17 protein-coding genes are annotated in these 15,975 nt (G+C 61.1%); 4 read left to right on the top strand and 13 right to left on the bottom strand.

Going from position 1 to position 15,975, the window contains the following annotated elements:
* Nucleotides 1-18 precede the first annotated feature (18 nt).
* The 5 genes from PAE61_RS08345 to PAE61_RS08330 form a co-directional block, all read right to left on the bottom strand.
* Nucleotides 19-705 (bottom strand): formate dehydrogenase subunit gamma, encoded by a 687-nt coding sequence (locus tag PAE61_RS08345; protein ID WP_271114853.1) that lies wholly within the window; start codon nt 703-705, stop codon nt 19-21.
* Nucleotides 705-1,706, bottom strand: coding sequence for a formate dehydrogenase subunit beta (fdxH, locus tag PAE61_RS08340; RefSeq protein ID WP_271114852.1), 1,002 nt, complete (start codon nt 1,704-1,706; stop codon nt 705-707). The genes PAE61_RS08345 and fdxH overlap by 1 nt, the downstream gene beginning before the upstream one ends.
* The gene (gene fdnG, locus PAE61_RS08335; RefSeq protein WP_491899769.1) at nt 1,703-4,171 is read right to left on the bottom strand and encodes a formate dehydrogenase-N subunit alpha; all 2,469 of its coding nucleotides are present in this window, start codon (nt 4,169-4,171) and stop codon (nt 1,703-1,705) included. The genes fdxH and fdnG overlap by 4 nt, the downstream gene beginning before the upstream one ends.
* Before the next feature lie 12 nt (nt 4,172-4,183).
* The gene (locus tag PAE61_RS17660; RefSeq protein WP_491899768.1) at nt 4,184-4,780 is read right to left on the bottom strand and encodes a molybdopterin-dependent oxidoreductase; all 597 of its coding nucleotides are present in this window, start codon (nt 4,778-4,780) and stop codon (nt 4,184-4,186) included.
* Between the two features lie 294 nt (nt 4,781-5,074).
* The gene (locus PAE61_RS08330) at nt 5,075-6,232 is read right to left on the bottom strand and encodes an AGE family epimerase/isomerase (protein WP_271114850.1); all 1,158 of its coding nucleotides are present in this window, start codon (nt 6,230-6,232) and stop codon (nt 5,075-5,077) included.
* An 87-nt stretch (nt 6,233-6,319) separates the two neighbouring features.
* Here PAE61_RS08330 and modA point away from each other — a divergent pair, with 87 nt between their 5' ends.
* From modA to modC, 3 genes are read left to right on the top strand one after another with little or no spacing between them, the layout of a single operon-like run.
* Nucleotides 6,320-7,069 (top strand): molybdate ABC transporter substrate-binding protein, encoded by a 750-nt coding sequence (gene modA / locus PAE61_RS08325; RefSeq protein WP_271114849.1) that lies wholly within the window; start codon nt 6,320-6,322, stop codon nt 7,067-7,069.
* Nucleotides 7,062-7,775, top strand: a complete 714-nt coding sequence (modB, locus tag PAE61_RS08320) for a molybdate ABC transporter permease subunit (protein WP_271114848.1) — start codon at nt 7,062-7,064, stop codon at nt 7,773-7,775. Before modA ends, modB begins: the two co-directional genes overlap by 8 nt.
* On the top strand, nt 7,772-8,932 hold the full coding sequence (modC, locus tag PAE61_RS08315; RefSeq protein WP_271114847.1) for a molybdenum ABC transporter ATP-binding protein: 1,161 nt from the start codon (nt 7,772-7,774) through the stop codon (nt 8,930-8,932). The genes modB and modC overlap by 4 nt, the downstream gene beginning before the upstream one ends.
* On the opposite strand, the gene ychF is transcribed toward modC, so the two are convergent.
* From ychF to PAE61_RS08290, 5 genes are all read right to left on the bottom strand, one after another.
* Nucleotides 8,884-9,981 (bottom strand): redox-regulated ATPase YchF, encoded by a 1,098-nt coding sequence (gene ychF, locus PAE61_RS08310; RefSeq protein ID WP_271114846.1) that lies wholly within the window; start codon nt 9,979-9,981, stop codon nt 8,884-8,886. The two genes, modC and ychF, sit on opposite strands and share 49 nt — an antisense overlap.
* A 156-nt stretch (nt 9,982-10,137) precedes the next feature.
* Nucleotides 10,138-10,518, bottom strand: a complete 381-nt coding sequence (locus tag PAE61_RS08305; RefSeq protein ID WP_271114845.1) for a hypothetical protein — start codon at nt 10,516-10,518, stop codon at nt 10,138-10,140.
* A 265-nt stretch (nt 10,519-10,783) separates the two neighbouring features.
* Nucleotides 10,784-11,431 carry a hypothetical protein gene (locus tag PAE61_RS08300; RefSeq protein WP_271114844.1) on the bottom strand — a complete coding sequence of 216 codons (648 nt, stop codon included), beginning with the start codon at nt 11,429-11,431 and terminating at the stop codon, nt 10,784-10,786.
* 47 nt (nt 11,432-11,478) lie between these two features.
* Nucleotides 11,479-12,114 carry a ParA family partition ATPase gene (gene parA, locus PAE61_RS08295; RefSeq protein ID WP_271114843.1) on the bottom strand — a complete coding sequence of 212 codons (636 nt, stop codon included), beginning with the start codon at nt 12,112-12,114 and terminating at the stop codon, nt 11,479-11,481.
* A gap of 75 nt (nt 12,115-12,189) precedes the next feature.
* A complete protein-coding gene (locus PAE61_RS08290) occupies nt 12,190-12,513 on the bottom strand; it encodes an antibiotic biosynthesis monooxygenase family protein (protein WP_271114842.1) in 324 nt (107 codons plus the stop codon).
* A 115-nt stretch (nt 12,514-12,628) separates the two neighbouring features.
* Between PAE61_RS08290 and PAE61_RS08285 the strand changes: the two genes are divergently transcribed.
* Entirely contained in the window at nt 12,629-13,678 is a 1,050-nt protein-coding gene (locus PAE61_RS08285; RefSeq protein WP_271114841.1) for a dipeptidase, read from the top strand.
* Here PAE61_RS08285 and PAE61_RS08280 read toward each other — a convergent pair.
* The 3 genes from PAE61_RS08280 to PAE61_RS08270 are packed head-to-tail and all read right to left on the bottom strand — an operon-like array spanning nt 13,656 to nt 15,833.
* Nucleotides 13,656-14,324: a thiamine diphosphokinase gene (locus PAE61_RS08280; protein WP_271114840.1), complete on the bottom strand. Its 669-nt coding sequence runs from the start codon at nt 14,322-14,324 to the stop codon at nt 13,656-13,658. The genes PAE61_RS08285 and PAE61_RS08280 overlap by 23 nt on opposite strands.
* The gene (locus PAE61_RS08275) at nt 14,321-14,536 is read right to left on the bottom strand and encodes a DUF2842 domain-containing protein (RefSeq protein WP_271114839.1); all 216 of its coding nucleotides are present in this window, start codon (nt 14,534-14,536) and stop codon (nt 14,321-14,323) included. The genes PAE61_RS08280 and PAE61_RS08275 overlap by 4 nt, the downstream gene beginning before the upstream one ends.
* 4 nt (nt 14,537-14,540) lie before the next feature.
* Nucleotides 14,541-15,833, bottom strand: a complete 1,293-nt coding sequence (locus PAE61_RS08270; protein WP_271114838.1) for an adenylosuccinate synthase — start codon at nt 15,831-15,833, stop codon at nt 14,541-14,543.
* Between the last annotated feature and the right edge of the window lie 142 nt (nt 15,834-15,975).

Genomic DNA, 15,975 nt, shown 5'->3' with positions numbered 1-15,975 from the left:
GCCCTGAGGCCTCAGGCGTCATTCTGCCGGGGGCGTGTCCTGACGTCTAGCAACTTCCCTTAACCATTTGCGGTGATGTTTCCATGCCCAGCCACCCGTCACCCGGCCGCTTGTCATCGCGCTGAGCGTACCGCGTGTCCAGAACGCCGCATAGACATGCACGATAATGACCAGCACCGCCAGCACCGCCGAGACCGAATGAACCAGAACGGCCCAACGCCGTACCGGAATCGAGACCAGATCCGGGAAGAATTGTTGCCAGATCATCACCCCCGAAATCACCATCGCTAAAAGCAGCCAGAACATGCCCCAGAACACCATTTTCTGGCCGAGATTATATTTCCCCAGTTCCGGCAGGCGCTCCTCATGCCCTGACAGCACCTCATTGATATTCTGCGCCCAGACCACATCCTCGCGCCGCATGATGTTCAGCCGCCAGAGTTGCAGGAACAGCAGCAGGAAACTGAGACAGGCCACCACGCCGAAGATCGGATGCAGGAACCGCGCCGCCTGCCCTCCGCCGAACAGCGCGGTCAGGAAGAACAGCGAGGGATGAAACAGCGCGAAACCCGACAGGATCAGAAGAATAATCAGGAATGCGGTGAACCAGTGATTGATCCTGGTATGAGTCGCATAACGCCTGATCTCGACGGGCTCGGTGGCGACGATCTTGTCGGTCGGTTCGGAGAATTCGCGGCGGGCCATTACGCTTGCTCCTCTGCCTGTGCGGAACCGGCGGTGGCCATTTCCTCATCGACCAGTTCTTCGGCCTCGCTCTGATCCTCGGCGCTGACGGTATTGGGCTTGCCGAAGATCGAGTGCAGGATCGCACCCGCAGCGCCAAGTCCGATGGCCGCCAGCCCGATCGTCTTTGTCGGTCCTTTCCAGCCCTCGACCACGTTCGAGATTTCGGGATCGGCGGGCAGATCGGAATACAGCTCGGGCTTGTCGCCGATGGGCAGCACATAGAAAACATGCGTGCCGCCCACGCCTTGCGGGTCATAGATCGCCGCATTATCATAGCCACGCGATTTCAGATCATCGATCCGGGTTTCGGCATGGGCGACCATATCGTCCTTCGTGCCGAACACGATTGCCTGAGTTGGACATGCCTTGGCGCAGGCAGGTCCCTGCCCCACCGCGACCCGGTCCGAACAGAGTGTGCATTTCGACACGACATGCCGCGTCGGAGACATGCGCGGAATGTCGAAAGGGCAGCCCTGAATGCAATAGCCGCAACCGATGCATTTATCGTGAATGAAATCGACGATACCGTTCGTGTACTGCACGATTGCGCCGGGGGACGGGCAGGCTTTCAGACAGCCCGGATCCTCGCAATGCATGCAGCCATCCTTGCGGATCAGCCATTCCAGATCTCCGGTTTCCGGGTCCTCCCATTCGCTGAACCGCATCAGCGTGTACATTTCCGAGGTCAGGTCATGCGGGTTGTCATATGACCCGATATTCGTCCCGATCTCGGGATGGGTGTCGTTCCACTCGATACAGGCCGACTGGCAGGCCTTGCATCCGATGCATTTGGAAATGTCGATCAGCTTGGCGACTTTTTCCATCTGCTGCGTCGGTTCCGGTAGGTCCGGCGTGGCCGATGCCCGCATGATTGCGGCATCGGTCAGGTTCGGCGCCATCGGTTCGATGGGCGGGTTCGATACGGCCGTTCTCGGGGCCGGTGCTGGATTGGTGCTCATGCCACTGGCCCCTCCGCAGGCTCGATATTGACAAGGAATGCCTTGGATTCCGGTGTCTCGATATTGGCATCACCGATGAACACGGTCAGCGAGTTAGGCCCGAAGCCCTTTTTCGCCGCCCCGGTAAAGCCCCAATGCAGAGGAATACCGACCACATGCACCGGCTTGCCGTCGCAGATCAGCGGCTTGATGCGTCTGGTCACCATCGCCTTGGCCTTGATCGAGGCCCGCTTGTTCCAGATCCGCACCCATCCGCCATTGCTGATGCCCTGCTGCTCGGCCAGTTCGACCGAGATTTCGACGAAGAATTCCGGCTGCAGCACCGAGTTCACCCGGTTATGCTTGGTCCAATAGTGGAAATGCTCGGTCAACCGGTACGAGGTGCCGACAAACGGGAATTCCTCGGATGTGCCCAGATCGGCCACATCGGATTCGAAGACCCGCGCCACCGGGTTCCCGCGCATCTCTGCGTTGAACACATTGGCCATCGGGCTTTCAAACGGCTCCATATGGGTTGGAAACGGCCCGTCCCGCATCATGCCGCGCGAAAAGAGACGCGAGGTGCCCTCGGGGTTCATGATGAACGGCCCGACCTCTTCGGGACGCGAGGTGACGCCGATATCGGGGATATCGTTGCCGGTCCAGCGTTCGCCGTCCCATTCGATCAGCATCCGTTCCGGATCGAAGGGCCGTCCCTGAATGTCGCAGGAGGCACGGTTATACAGGATGCGCCGGTTGACCGGCCATGCCCAACTCCAGTTCTGATAGACCCCAAGCCCGGACGGGTCGGAATTATCCCGCCGCGCCATGTTGTTGCCGTCCTGATTCCAGCAGCCGGAATAGATCCAGCAGCCGCACATGGTCGAGCCATCATCCTTGAGCTGCGTGAAATTCGTCACCTGCTGCCTGGCGGGAATCAGAACCGAGGACGAGTCATTCGGATCGCTGACATCGCTGAGCGCCCGTCCATTGATCTCCATCGCCAGTTCCTGCGGCGTGGGATCGTTTTCGTCCTCGTAATCCCAGGTCAGGTTGAGGATCGGATCGGGGAAAGCCCCGCCCTCCTGCCGGTAAAGCTCACGCACGCGCAGGAAGATCTGCGCCATGATCCAGGTATCCAGCTTCGCCTCACCGGGCGGGGTCGCGCCCGGCCAGTGCCATTGCAGCCAGCGGCCGGAATTGGTCAGCGAGCCCTCATCCTCGGCAAAGCAGGTCGAGGGCAACTGGATCACCTCGGTCTGGATCGAGGCGGTATCGACATCGTTATACTCGCCGTGATTTTCCCAGAACCGCGCGGTTTCGGTTTCCAGCGGGTCGATCGTGACCAACAGTTTCAACTTCGACAGCGCCGAGGTCAGCTTGCCCCGGTTCGGGAAGGCCAGAAGCGGGTTGAAGCCCTGACAGAAATAAAGGTTCACGTGACCTTCATTCATCAGCTCGAACATGCGCAGAATATCGTAATTCGGCACATCCAGCTTGGGCAGATAGTGATAGGCCCAGTCGTTTTCCGGCTGCGCGGCATCGCCCCACATGGCCTTCATGAACGAAACCATGAACTTGGAATAATTCTGCCAGTAACTGGTCTGGTTCGGCCTCAGCGGGGTAAAGTTCCGGGTGGACATATAGGTGTCGTAATCCACCTCTGCCTCGGTCGGCATGTTCAGATAGCCGGTCAGCAGGTTCGACATCAGGCCCATATCGGTCAGGCCCTGAATATTCGAATGCCCGCGCAGCGCGTTCATCCCGCCGCCCATCACCCCGATATTGCCGAGGATCAGTTGCAGCATCGCCATGCCGCGGATGTTCTGGCTGCCCTTGGAATGCTGTGTCCAGCCAAGCGCATACATCGAAGTCATGGTCTTGTCGGGTGCCGAGGTCTCACCGATCATTTCCGCGATATGCAGGAAGCGGTCGGCGGGCGTGCCGGTGATCCGTTCTACCATCTCAGGCGTGTATTGATCGACATGCGCCTTCAGCAATTGCCAGACGCAGCGCGGATGTTCCAGCATCGGGTCAGTTTCGGCATAGCCGTCCTCGCCGATCACGTAATCCCAGCTTGAACGGTCGTAATCCCGCGTGGCCGGATCGTAGCCGGTGAACAACCCGTCTTCCCAGCCGAACTCATCCTTCACGATGAAGGCGGCATTGGTAAAGTTGCGGACATATTCCCAATGGACCTTATCGTTTTCGATCATCCAGCGGATCATGCCCATCAGCCAGGCAATATCGGTGCCGGGGCGGATCGGGGCATAATAATCGCTGACCGCTGCCGTCCGGGTGAAGCGGGGGTCGACCACGATCAGCTTGGCGCCGCGATGCGCCTTGGCTTCCGTGACCCATTTGAAACCGCAGGGGTGGGCTTCTGCGGCATTCCCGCCCATCACGATCACCAGATCGGTGTTCTTGATGTCCGTCCAGGAGTTGGTCATCGCACCGCGACCGAAGCTTGGAGCCAAACTGGCCACCGTCGGTCCGTGTCAGACGCGTGCCTGATTATCGAAGCCTGCAATCCCCATCGCCTTGATGACCTTGAAGGTCGCCCAAGCGGTTTCATTCGTCGTGGCCGAGGCCGCCAGAACGCCGGTCGTGGTCAGACGGTTGACCGGCACGCCAGCCTCGTTGAACTGCACAAGGTTCTCGTCGCGGTCATCCTTCAGCGCACGGGCGATGCGGTCAAGCGCCTCATCCCAGCTGATCGACTCAAACTCGGCGCTGCCGGGGCGGCGGATCTTCGGTTCGGTCAGGCGGGTGTCGGACAGAACGAAATCCTTCAGCGCCGCGCCTTTCGGACACAGCGTACCCCGATTGGTCGGGTGATCCACATCGCCCTCGATATGGATCAGATCGGCCTGTCCTTCGCGGGCATCGCCCTGCGAATACATGATGATGCCGCAGGCAACCGAGCAATACGGGCATGTGCTGCGGATTTCGGTGAGTGTCGCCAGCTTGAGGGGCCTGATAAGCGCAAGCTCTTGCGCCTCTGCCTCGCCGAAGCCCATTGACCCCAGCGATGTTGCTACGACACCCGCGCCGGCAAGTTTCAGAAAACTGCGCCGCGAGAGGTCTATATTCATGATCCTCTCCTGTTGCCTACCCGAAGTTTGGTAGGCTCAGGTTCCGCCTGAATACGGGAAATGTCAATGGTTCCCGCTACCCGTTAGCGCTTTTCGAGCGGCGTTCAAGGCGCTGTCCACGAATAACCGCAATGCAGCAAACGCAAATAATTCTGATTTAATATTCCTGCATAGGTGCATGGTATTGCGGAAATTATGAAACGATATCGCCCATAAGATATAGCGAACCCGATCAACAGGCCCAGCAGTTGCCTTCCGGCGCTGCTCACAGCCGGAACTACGGGGACGAACGATTCAGCCCGGCTGAATGCCCGAGATTGTGGCCGTCAGCGCATGATAAATATCCGGCTTGCCGGGGAACAGCGTCTGGACCGGGGCATTATCCGCGTCGATTTCGGCATACCAGCCACCATGTTCATGGTCGATATGCGCCGTATGCAGATGGCTCCACAGCCGGTCCAGATCGCCAAACCATGCCTTGTCCCCGGTCGCCTTATGCAGCGCATGGCATGTCGCGACGGCCTCGGCCACGGGCCACCAGAGGCGGCGGCGATTGTCGATCTCTCCGTTCCAGCCCATCGTATAGGCCAGCCCGCCCTCGGGCAGCCAGGCATCCGCGATGGCGCGGGAATAAAGCTGCTTCGCGGCCTCGACTGTCCAGGCGTCGCGCGGATCGAACCCGCCCGCCTCACGAAATTCAAGGATCAGCCGCGCCCATTCGATAGCATGGCCGGGCGTGGTGCCGGGAGGGCGGAACATGGGATCGCCCTCGAAATTACGGTCGATCTGCCAATCCGGCGTGAAATGTTCAGGCACCACCCAGCCTTCGGCGCGGGCATGGCGGTCGATCATGAAACCGGCGATGGATCGCGCCATATCCAGATGCGCCGGGTCGCGCCAGGCATCGAAAGCGGCCAGCAGAGCCTCGGTCAGATGCATATTCGCATTCCCGCCGCGATAGGCGGGGGGATTGGTCCAGTCCTCATCGAATGTATCCGAAACCAGCCCCATAGCAGGTTCCCAGAAACGTGTGCGCAGGACCGTCATCACCATATCGCGCAGCCCCGCCGCATCCGGATGGCCAAGCTGCGCCGCCGAGGCCACTGCAAGCAGCACAAAGGCATGACCATAGGCCTGTTTGCGCCGGTCCACCGGCCCGTCATCCCCTACGCTCCACCAGAAGCCGCCATTCTGGGCGTCAAGATGCCCGTTCAGCAGAAACGCCATGCCGTGATCGACGATCCGCCGCGCTTCGGGATGATCCAGCGCCGCGCCGCGTGCATAAGCGTGGATCATCCGCGTGGTCTCGTGCAGCTCACGGGTCCGGTCCGGCAATGGCGTGCCATCTGCCGCCAGCTTGAAGAAACCGCCCGCCGGGTTCACCGCCTGTGCATGAAAATCCAGAAGCCGCAGCGCCTCGGCGCGGGACCAGTCGGGGCCGTGATCTGTCAATTTTATCTCCTTCTTCACGGGATTATCGCTTGCCTGCATCAGGATAACAGTCAATATGTTTAAAGAAACATAACGAAAGTTCCGCCCATGCGCATGACCGTTCTAGCTGCCTCTCTGGCTGCCGCCACCCTGCCCGCCGCAGCCGAGGATGTGTCCGTCTTCGCAGCCGCCTCGCTGAAAACCGCGCTTGACCGGATCGCCGCAGATTATACAAGCGAGACTGGCATAAAGGTGACGATTTCCTATGCGGGCTCGGGGCTGCTGGCGCGGCAGATTATCGAGGGCGCTCCGGCGGATATTTATATCTCGGCCAATCCGGGCTGGATGGATCAGGTCGAGCAGGCAGGGATGACCGTGCCGGACACGCGACAGGATCTTCTGGCGAATAGGCTGGTGCTGATCGGGCATGACGATGCTGGCCCGGTGGGGATCGGGCCGGACCTTGATCTTCCCGCGCTGCTGGATGGCGGAAGGCTGGCGATGGGCATGGTCGATTCGGTCCCTGCCGGGCAATATGGCAAGGCGGCGCTGGAAACGCTTGGCCTCTGGGACGACGTTGCAGCATCGGTCGCTCAGGCGGATAATGTCCGTGCGGCACTGGCGCTTGTGGCAAGCGGAGAGGCTCCGATGGGGATCGTCTATGCCACCGACGCGCAGGCAGAGAAGCGCGTTCACGTTCTGGGACAGTTCCCTGAGGGCAGCCACCCGCCGATCACCTATCCCGCAGCCCTGCTGAGCGGCGCTTCCGATCCGGCGGATCGCGCTTTCTTCGAGGCTTTGGACGAAGAGGATTCAGCACAGATCTTCGCGGCAGAAGGGTTCGTGACGTTTGACTGAGACCGCCCCGACCGGCTTGCTGAGCCCGGATCAGTGGCAGGCCGTGGCGCTGTCCCTGCGCGTGTCGCTGTGGGCCGTGGCGGCCAGCCTGCCGCTTGGCGTGCTCTGCGCCTATGCGCTTGCCCGCTGGCGGTTTCCGGGCAGGCAGATGCTGAACGGGCTGATCCATCTGCCGCTGATCCTGCCGCCCGTCGTCACCGGCTATCTTCTTCTGCTGGGTTTCGGGCGGCGCGGCGTGATCGGAGCGCCTCTTGCCGACTGGTTCGGCATCGTCTTCGCCTTCCGCTGGACCGGAGCGGCGCTTGCGGCGGCTGTGATGGCCTTTCCGCTGATGGTGCGCACGATCCGGCTGGCAATCGAGGCGGTGGATCCAAGACTGGAACAGGCGGCATCGACGCTTGGCGCAGGACGGATCTGGGTCTTCGGCACTATCACCCTGCCCCTGATCCTGCCCGGCATCATCGCAGGCAGCATTATCGCCTTCGCCAAGGCGATGGGAGAGTTCGGCGCGACGATCACCTTTGTGTCGAACATCCCCGGCCAGACCCAGACATTGCCTACGGCGATCTATTCGGAACTGCAAATCCCCGGCACCGAGGCACAGGTCGCAAGGCTGGTCGCGGTATCGCTGATCATCGCGCTTTCCGCGCTGTTCGCCTCGGAATGGGCGGGACGGGCTGCGGCGCGGCGGATATCGGGGCAATGAGCCTGTCCGTCGAGGTCACGCATCGTTTTCCCGGCTTTACGCTGGAGGCCGCGTTTACCGCGCCCGGAGGGGTCACCGCATTATTCGGACGCTCGGGCGCGGGAAAGACGACGCTGATCAATGCGATTGCCGGGTTGCTGAACCCGGATCATGGCCGGATCGAGGCGGGCGGCACGGTCCTGACCGATACGTTACGCGGAATCGCTCTGCCGCCCTCTGCCCGGCGCATCGGCTATGTGTTTCAGGATGCACGGCTGTTTCCGCATATGACGGTCCGCCGCAATCTGGAATATGGCCGCAGAGTCGCCCCGCGCCGGGACCGCCCCGACGACAGGCGGGTGCAGGATATCGTCGCCCTGCTTGGTATCGAGGCACTGCTTGACCGCCGCCCCGGCGCATTATCAGGCGGAGAAAAACAGCGCGTCGCGCTTGGCCGCGCGATCCTGTCCGCGCCGCGCCTTCTGCTGATGGATGAACCTCTGGCGGCACTGGATGCGGCACGCAAGGCCGAGATCCTGCCCTATCTTGCGCGATTGCGGGATCTGGGGCTGCCGATCCTCTATGTCAGCCATAATCTCTCTGAAATCACGCAACTGGCGGATCGGATGGTGCTGCTGGATGCCGGGCGCGTTACCGCCTCGGGGCGTGTCGGAGATGTTCTGTCCGATCCGGAGCGTCAGGCGACGCTTGGCCGCGACGCCGGCGCGGTGCTTCACGCGAGGGTCGTCGCACAGGAAGCAGACGGGCTGGCGCGGCTGGAAACCGGGGCCGGGCCGGTCTGGGTTACCCGGCCCGATCTGCCGGTCCCGGCGCAGGTCAGGCTGCGCATCCTGTCCCATGAGGTGATGCTGGCGACGGAACGTCCCGCATCCATCTCGGCGCTGAATATGCTCAGCGGCGTGGTCGGGCGGATTGTCCCGGACAGCACCACCCCCGAGGGAAGCGGCAGTGTTCTGGTCAGAATAGAGCTCGGCAATAATGAAGCGCTTCTGTCGCGCATCACCGCAAGATCATGCGCGGCCCTGCAACTGGCACCGGGCAAGCCGGTTCACGCGATCCTGAAATCCGTATCCATCGACGAGGTCACCCGCGAGAGGTCCGGCACATCTCAGGTATTGAACAGGAAATGCAGCACGTCGCCATCCTTGACCTCATAGGTCTTGCCTTCGACCCGCAGCTTTCCGGCCTCTCGCGCCCCGGCTTCGCCCTGACCTGTAATATAATCGTCATAGGCAATGGTTTCCGCGCGAATGAAGCCGCGCTCGAAATCACCGTGGATTACGCCTGCCGCCTGCGGAGCCAGCGTGCCCTGCCGGATCGTCCAGGCGCGGGCCTCTTTCGGGCCGACGGTGAAATAGGTCTGAAGTCCCAGAAGATCGTAGCCCGCGCGGATCAGGCGATCCAGCCCGGCCTCGTCCAGCCCCATCTCGGACAGGAACATCTCTGCTTCCTCTGCATCGAGCTGGCTGATCTCTTCCTCGATCTTCGCCGAGATCACCACATGGCCCGCCCCCTGCTCTGCCGCCATCGCCGCGACCTTCGCGGAATGTTCATTGCCCGCCGCAGCCTCGTCCTCGGCCACGTTGCAGACATAGAGAACCGGCTTCGCGGTCAGCAATTGCAGCATGTTCCACGCCTTGCGGTCGTCCTCGGCGATCTCGACCGTGCGGGCGGGGCGCCCCGATTCAAGCGCCTCTTTCGCGGCATTCATCAGCCGCGCATCTTCCTTGGCCTGCTTGTCCCCCGCATTTATCTTGCGCGACAGATTAGCCAGCCGTTTTTCGAGGCTTTCAAGATCGGCAATCATCAGTTCCGTCTCGATGGTCTCTGCATCCGCGATGGGATCGACACGGCCCTCGACATGGGTCACATCGCCATCCTCGAAACAGCGCAGCACATGGGCGATGGCGTCCACCTCGCGGATATTGGCGAGGAACTGATTGCCCAGACCTTCGCCCTTGCTGGCCCCTTTCACCAGACCGGCAATATCGACAAAGGTGATCCGCGTCGGAATGGTCTGCCGGGATTTCGCGATACCCGCCAGAGCGTCCAGCCGGGGATCGGGCACGGCAACATCGCCGACATTCGGCTCGATCGTGCAGAACGGAAAATTCGCTGCCTGCGCGGCAGCGGTGCGCGTCAGCGCGTTGAACAGAGTCGACTTGCCGACATTCGGCAGCCCGACAATCCCCATGCGAAAGCCCATCTCGTGATCCCGTGACGTAATTCTGTTTTGCGGGGTCTTTACGCGTCAGGCGGCAAGAGGTCCAGAACCCCGAAAACCGCAGTCTGCGGACAGGTATCGGCAGAAGACGCAATCCGCCCCGGCGCAGAGCACTCCCGGGACGGAAGAAATGCCTGCTTAGCCGCAGGTTACGGACACAAGCGCACCGGTCCGGTCATATTCAAAATTGAGACGCGTCGGATTCATATCAGCCGTCACAGCGTCGCCCGTGCGATAGTGACGGAATACCGTCCCCGCCGGCAGCGTGATCTCGGGCGAGACCTCATCGACGAATTGCTGATAGGCGGCTGCGCCGCATGTATCGTTTGCATCGGTGACGACGACCGCATCGGCCTCTGTCGTTTCGGTCACGACGACGGCATCGGCTACGACTTCGCCATCTTCTATGACCTCAACATCGGTGACGACGATTTCGTCCTCCGCTTGCTCGGTACAGGCAACCAATGCGAGCGGTGCGATCAGAGCCAGTGTCAGACCGGATTTGCGTAGTGTCATCATGTCATTTCTCCTTCCCTTACAATGTCATGGGCAGACCGGCCGGCATGTTTCAAGACGAGCCAGATCCACGGAACCCGGAAGGACAAGCATATAAGGAGGGTTTCGGTTCCGCATGTCAGGACAGATGCATCGCGGCAGAGAAAGTTTCTTCTCTCCGCGGACGCAGAATCTGCCTGTCTGCGCGGCATCGGGGAGACAGGAGCAAAAGAAAAAGCCTGCCCCGATCAAGGGACAGGCCAAAGCAATCGGCTTTAATGATCCGGGATCACATACCGGCGAATTGCTCGGTGCACTCACGCGCAGCCTCATAGGCATCATTCGTGCCAGTGAGATCGATCGCAACGCCTGCACCGTCCGAGTTTTCAAATGCAACCATCGTCTGACCGTTGCGCATGTCATTTACGAAGTTCGGATTATTGGCCGGGAAATATCCGCCCTGCAGATTGTCGGAAATCCCGTGCTCACGCAACTGCGCGGTGCCGGAGTAAAGATTGCCGTCAACTGCAATGGTGATGTCCTGCTCGGATTCGCCACGAATTCCGACATCCATCGGCGTGAAAATGCCGACATATCCCAGATTGTGATCGCTGGTCAGGCCCATCTGGACGACATTGCCATTCGGATCGGTGCCTTCCACAAGGCAGGACTGACGTTCCTGATCGGCATAAATTTTCCAGGCACCGGAAGTCCCGAACTCAGTGAAGGTATGAGTTCCGGGCGACAGGATTTCAACCTGTGCCAGAGCAGCGCCGGAGGACAGGGCAAGCACAGCAGCCGCAACAGCAGATTTTGTCATATTTCCAGAGATACGCATCGTAGAAACTCCTGTAATATCAATCTTTATGGCGTTCGCCTTGATACAACAAAAGAACAACTTCATTGTTCCGAGTTTCTTCATAATTTTACGATTCATCCAGCAAATTTCACAGAAGCGTCACGCAGCAAAGCGCCCTGTCCTGCTCAGCTCCAGCAGCGCATGACTTCCTCGGTAAGCGTGTCCAGCTCGGCTCTGGCGGGGCGTGCGTCGCTGCGCTCGGATACGGTCAGCCCCTGCCCCAGAGTTTCGGCATAGGCGACGCGGTTGCCGATCTGGGTTTCGGCGACGCTTGCGCCAAGTGCGGCTGCGCCTTCCGCGACCTCTGCCCCCAGCCGTGTATTCGCACGGGCGCGGTTCAGCACCACAAGCACCGGCGCTTTTTCCCGCCTTGCCAGATCCAGCACGCCCTCCGTCGCCCACAGATCGACCTGGCTGGACGCCACCGGAACCACGACAAGATCCGCCACCCTCAGCGCGGGGCGCAGATCGCTGTCGATCTTCGGCGGTGTATCGATAATGACGATATCGAAGCGTTTTTTCAGCTTCTCGCTTTCATAGGACGCACCCCATGCCGAGGATGTCGAAAACTCCAGATCGTCATCCTCGCCCACGCGTTCGAGCCGCTCCATGAACCAGCGGCCAAGACTGCCCTGCGGATCGGTGTCGATCAGCGCGACGCTCAGCCCCCGCTGGCGCAGCGCAACGGCCAGATTGGCGGCCAGCGTCGTCTTGCCAGAGCCGCCCTTCTGTTGCGCGACGGTGATGATGCGTCCGGCCATCTCTGCCCCCTGTAACCTTCCTGCGACGATCCTAGCGGCGCATTTCCGGCTTTGCGAGGCGTTTCTGCGCGTGCATCATCGGTTATAGACGGTTTGTACCTCATACATGACCGGCTCGAAGCTGCGGCAAAGCTGGTTGATGACGCGGTTGCGTTTCCGCATCTCCGGGGTGCGCAGCATGGCCTGATAATCGCCCCGCGACTCCCATTGGGAATAGGTGGCGATTCTGGTCTGCGCATCGTTCAGATGCACCGCCCCGCCGATAAAACCGGGCTGTTGGCGGATCACCTCGTCCCAGGCGGCGGTCAGCGCATCCAGAAGATCATGGGCAGTCCCCGGAGTGACCTCAAATGTGGTGATGACGGTCTGTCCGTCGAAATCCTGACGTATTTCGGGCATGGCCTGGCTCCTCGCTTGCTTTAAGGGAAGCCTGCCACGGATCGGGGCCGGGGCAAAGCGGGTTGCACGGGATCGGGCGATGGCGCAGGATCGCGCCTGTTCAAGGGAGCCCTGCATGATTCCGGTTTTCGACGGTCACAATGATTTCCTGCAACGTCTTGTCGAGCCTGACGCCGATCCGCTGAATATCTGGCTGAACGGAGATGGCAGCGGCCATATCGATCTGCCCCGCCTGCGCGAAGGCGGGATGTTCGGCGGTTTTTTCGCACTGTGGGCGCCGTCGCCCGCCGATCCGGACGGGCCTGACTGGCACGCACGTCAAGAAACGCCACCCTATGCGGTGCCGCTGGACCCGATCATCGACACGAATACGGCCACCGCACATATGCTGCGCCTCGCGGCCCGGCTTGTGGCGCTTGAGCGAGAGGGGAATCTGTCGATCTGCCGCAGTGTCGATGAAATCCTAGACGCAAAACAGGCGGGGCGTATTGCCGCGATCCTGCATATGGAAGGTGCCGAGGGCATCAGCGATCCCGATATGCTTCATCTGTGGTATCGCATGGGGCTGCGCTCTCTGGGGCCGGTCTGGTCGCGGGAAAACCATTACGGCTATGGCGTCCCGTTCGAATTCCCTGCCGACCCCGATACCGGCCCCGGCCTGACCCAGAGGGGCAAGGAACTTGTGGCCGAATGCGACCGGCTGCGCATATTGGTCGATCTGGCCCATCTGAACGCAAAAGGCATCGAAGATGTGGCGCGGATCAGCGACGCTCCGCTTGTCTCGACCCATTCCGGATCGCATGTGCAAAGCGCCTCGACCCGCAACCTGACCGACGCCCAGCTTGAGATGATCGCGGGCACGAAGGGTCTTGTGGGCCTGAACTTTGCCGCCGGGTTCACGCGCGAAGACGGCAAGCGCCTGCCCTTTGACGGTTTCGATCCCTATCTGAGACATCTCGACCATCTTCTGGAAAAGCTCGGAGAAAACGGCGTCGCGCTTGGCTCGGATTTCGACGGTGCGCTGCTGGCGGCAGAGCTTTCCGATGCCTCGAAACTGCCCGCGCTGATCGGCGCGATGCAGGATCACGGCTATGGTCAGGAACTGGTCGAGAAAATCGCCTGGCGGAACTGGATGGATATCCTCAGGCGGACATGGGAGCGGTGAGCGCCGCCAAAGCCAGATCCAGAGCCTCGCGCGGCAGCATGGTCAGCATGGGCCCCTCCATCGTCAGATGAACCGGGCCGGTCGCCTCATTCGAGGTGCCGACACGCCCGCCGGGACTGAATTCCAGCCCGTCAATCGGCCAACGCAACCCCTGGCTGCGCCCCCTGCTGGGACCAAGCGGAAACAGAGACACCCGCGTTCCGGGCGACAGAGGCAGCGATAATTCCGGCGGGGTGAGAAAGGCGATATCCTCGGCCGCGAGCATCAGGCAGGGCGGTTCCCGGTGCCGTATCATGACATTCAGCGCGGCCAGCGTGTGATCCAGCCTACGGCCCGAAAACCCGATGGCCAGCACGAATCGCGCCTTGATATGACCAAGCGCCTTGGCAAAATCGGTGCTGTCCTGTTCGGCGATATGCAGCAGACGCGACGGCCCAAGCGCCGCCCGTGCCGGTTCGGAAATCGAATCGAAATCGCCAATCGCCAGATCCGGCACCCGGCCAAGCGCGATCGCCGCATCCGCCCCGCCATCCGCCGCCACCAGAACCGGCGCCCGTGCCAGAGCCGTTTCCAGATCGTCGGAGGTCACCTTGCCGCCGCCGATCAGCGTGGCACCTTCTGCGGTGCTGAAGGGCAAAGGGCTCAATCCTCGCCCCGTCCGATGCCGGTAAAGACCCTTTTGAACGGCAGGATCCACACCACGCCGAGCGCAACGAAGACCAGCAATTCCGCCCATACAGGCATCCGCCCGAAACTGTCATTCAGCCAGGCCAGCAACACCCAGGCGACAATGATATAACCGGGCAGCCCAAGCAGCAGGATCAGAAGGGCAAGGCGTTTGCGGGTCTTCAGCTCCATCGGATCAATCCGCAAACGGGTCGGTCACAAGAATCGTATCGTCCCGCTCGGGGCTAGTCGACAGAAGCGCCACCGGGCATTGAATCAACTCTTCGACGCGGCGGACATATTTGATCGCAGCGGCAGGCAGATCGGCCCAGCTTCGTGCGCCCTCGGTCGATTCGGACCAGCCGGGCATTTCCTCATAGATCGGCGTCACCTTCGCCTGCAACGCCGCCGCGGTCGGCAGGTAATCATAGGTCTCGCCATCGATTTCATAGCCGACACAGATCTTCAGCGTCTCGAACCCGTCCAGAACATCCAGCTTGGTCAGAGCAATCCCGTTCACGCCGGAAATCGCGCAGGTCTGACGCACCAGCACCGCATCGAACCAGCCGCAGCGCCGTTTGCGCCCGGTGACGGTGCCGAATTCATGGCCGCGCTCGCCAAGACGCTGGCCGTCCTCATCATCCAGCTCGGTCGGGAACGGACCTTCGCCGACACGGGTCGTATAGGCCTTGACGATGCCCAGAACAAAATCAATCGCACTCGGCCCCAGACCGGTTCCGCTGGCCGCCATGCCCGACATGGTGGTCGAGCTGGTAACATAGGGATATGTCCCGAAATCAATATCCAGCAAGCTGCCCTGAGCGCCTTCGAACAGGATACGCTTGCCGCCCTTGCGGGCCTCATTCAGCACTTTCCAGACCGGAGCCGCGAAGGGCAGAAGCTTCGGCGCGATCTCCATCAACTGCGCTTTCAGCGCATAGCGGTCGATGGCCTCCGCCCCCAGACCCTGACGCAGCGCATCGTGATGGGCAAGCAGGCGGTCCAGACGGGCATCCAGCGTCTCCTCATCGCCCAGATCGGCAAGGCGGATGCTGCGACGGCCGACCTTGTCCTCATAGGCCGGACCGATTCCGCGCCCGGTCGTGCCGATCTTCGCCGCACCGGCTGCCTCTTCACGCAGCTTGTCGAGATCCTGATGCAGCGGCAGGATCAGCGGAGTATTTTCCGCAATGATCAGATTCTCGGTCGAGATCTTCACACCCTGCGCCGACAGCTTGTCGATTTCCGAAAACAGCGACCACGGGTCCAGCACGACGCCATTGCCGATCACGGCCAACTTGCCCTGCCGCACAATCCCTGAAGGCAGCAGCGACAATTTGTAGACCTGATTGCCGATCACCAGAGTATGACCCGCATTATGGCCGCCCTGAAACCGTGCGATGATCTCGGCCCGCTCGGATAGCCAGTCGACGATCTTGCCCTTGCCCTCATCGCCCCATTGCGCGCCGACAACCACTACATTGGCCATACTGCTTCCCTTCCGCGGTCATGAATGCCGCGCACGGGTATAATCGTCTAACCCGGCATGGGAAAGCGCCTTTCCGTCGTCTTTCCGACATCGCGCCGACATTCAGCTTCTCCGGTCGGCATGTGCTGCAACGCAGCATTGC

Source organism: Paracoccus aerodenitrificans (assembly GCF_027913215.1).
GTDB classification, from domain to species: Bacteria; Pseudomonadota; Alphaproteobacteria; order Rhodobacterales; family Rhodobacteraceae; genus Paracoccus; species Paracoccus aerodenitrificans.
This window is presented reverse-complemented; position numbering and strand designations above follow the sequence as displayed.

Bases quoted from the DNA above. Each gene is read 5' to 3' on its own strand.
- PAE61_RS08345 (WP_271114853.1), bottom strand. From the start codon at position 705: ATGGCCCGCCGCGAATTCTCCGAACCGACCGACAAGATCGTCGCCACC.
- fdxH (WP_271114852.1), bottom strand. From the start codon at position 1,706: ATGAGCACCAATCCAGCACCGGCCCCGAGAACGGCCGTATCGAACCCG.
- PAE61_RS17660 (WP_491899768.1), bottom strand. From the start codon at position 4,780: ATGAATATAGACCTCTCGCGGCGCAGTTTTCTGAAACTTGCCGGCGCG.
- modA (WP_271114849.1), top strand. From the start codon at position 6,320: ATGCGCATGACCGTTCTAGCTGCCTCTCTGGCTGCCGCCACCCTGCCC.
- modC (WP_271114847.1), top strand. From the start codon at position 7,772: ATGAGCCTGTCCGTCGAGGTCACGCATCGTTTTCCCGGCTTTACGCTG.
- ychF (WP_271114846.1), bottom strand. From the start codon at position 9,981: ATGGGCTTTCGCATGGGGATTGTCGGGCTGCCGAATGTCGGCAAGTCG.
- PAE61_RS08305 (WP_271114845.1), bottom strand. From the start codon at position 10,518: ATGATGACACTACGCAAATCCGGTCTGACACTGGCTCTGATCGCACCG.
- PAE61_RS08300 (WP_271114844.1), bottom strand. From the start codon at position 11,431: ATGAATCGTAAAATTATGAAGAAACTCGGAACAATGAAGTTGTTCTTT.
- parA (WP_271114843.1), bottom strand. From the start codon at position 12,114: ATGGCCGGACGCATCATCACCGTCGCGCAACAGAAGGGCGGCTCTGGC.
- PAE61_RS08290 (WP_271114842.1), bottom strand. From the start codon at position 12,513: ATGCCCGAAATACGTCAGGATTTCGACGGACAGACCGTCATCACCACA.
- PAE61_RS08285 (WP_271114841.1), top strand. From the start codon at position 12,629: ATGATTCCGGTTTTCGACGGTCACAATGATTTCCTGCAACGTCTTGTC.
- PAE61_RS08275 (WP_271114839.1), bottom strand. From the start codon at position 14,536: ATGGAGCTGAAGACCCGCAAACGCCTTGCCCTTCTGATCCTGCTGCTT.
- PAE61_RS08270 (WP_271114838.1), bottom strand. From the start codon at position 15,833: ATGGCCAATGTAGTGGTTGTCGGCGCGCAATGGGGCGATGAGGGCAAG.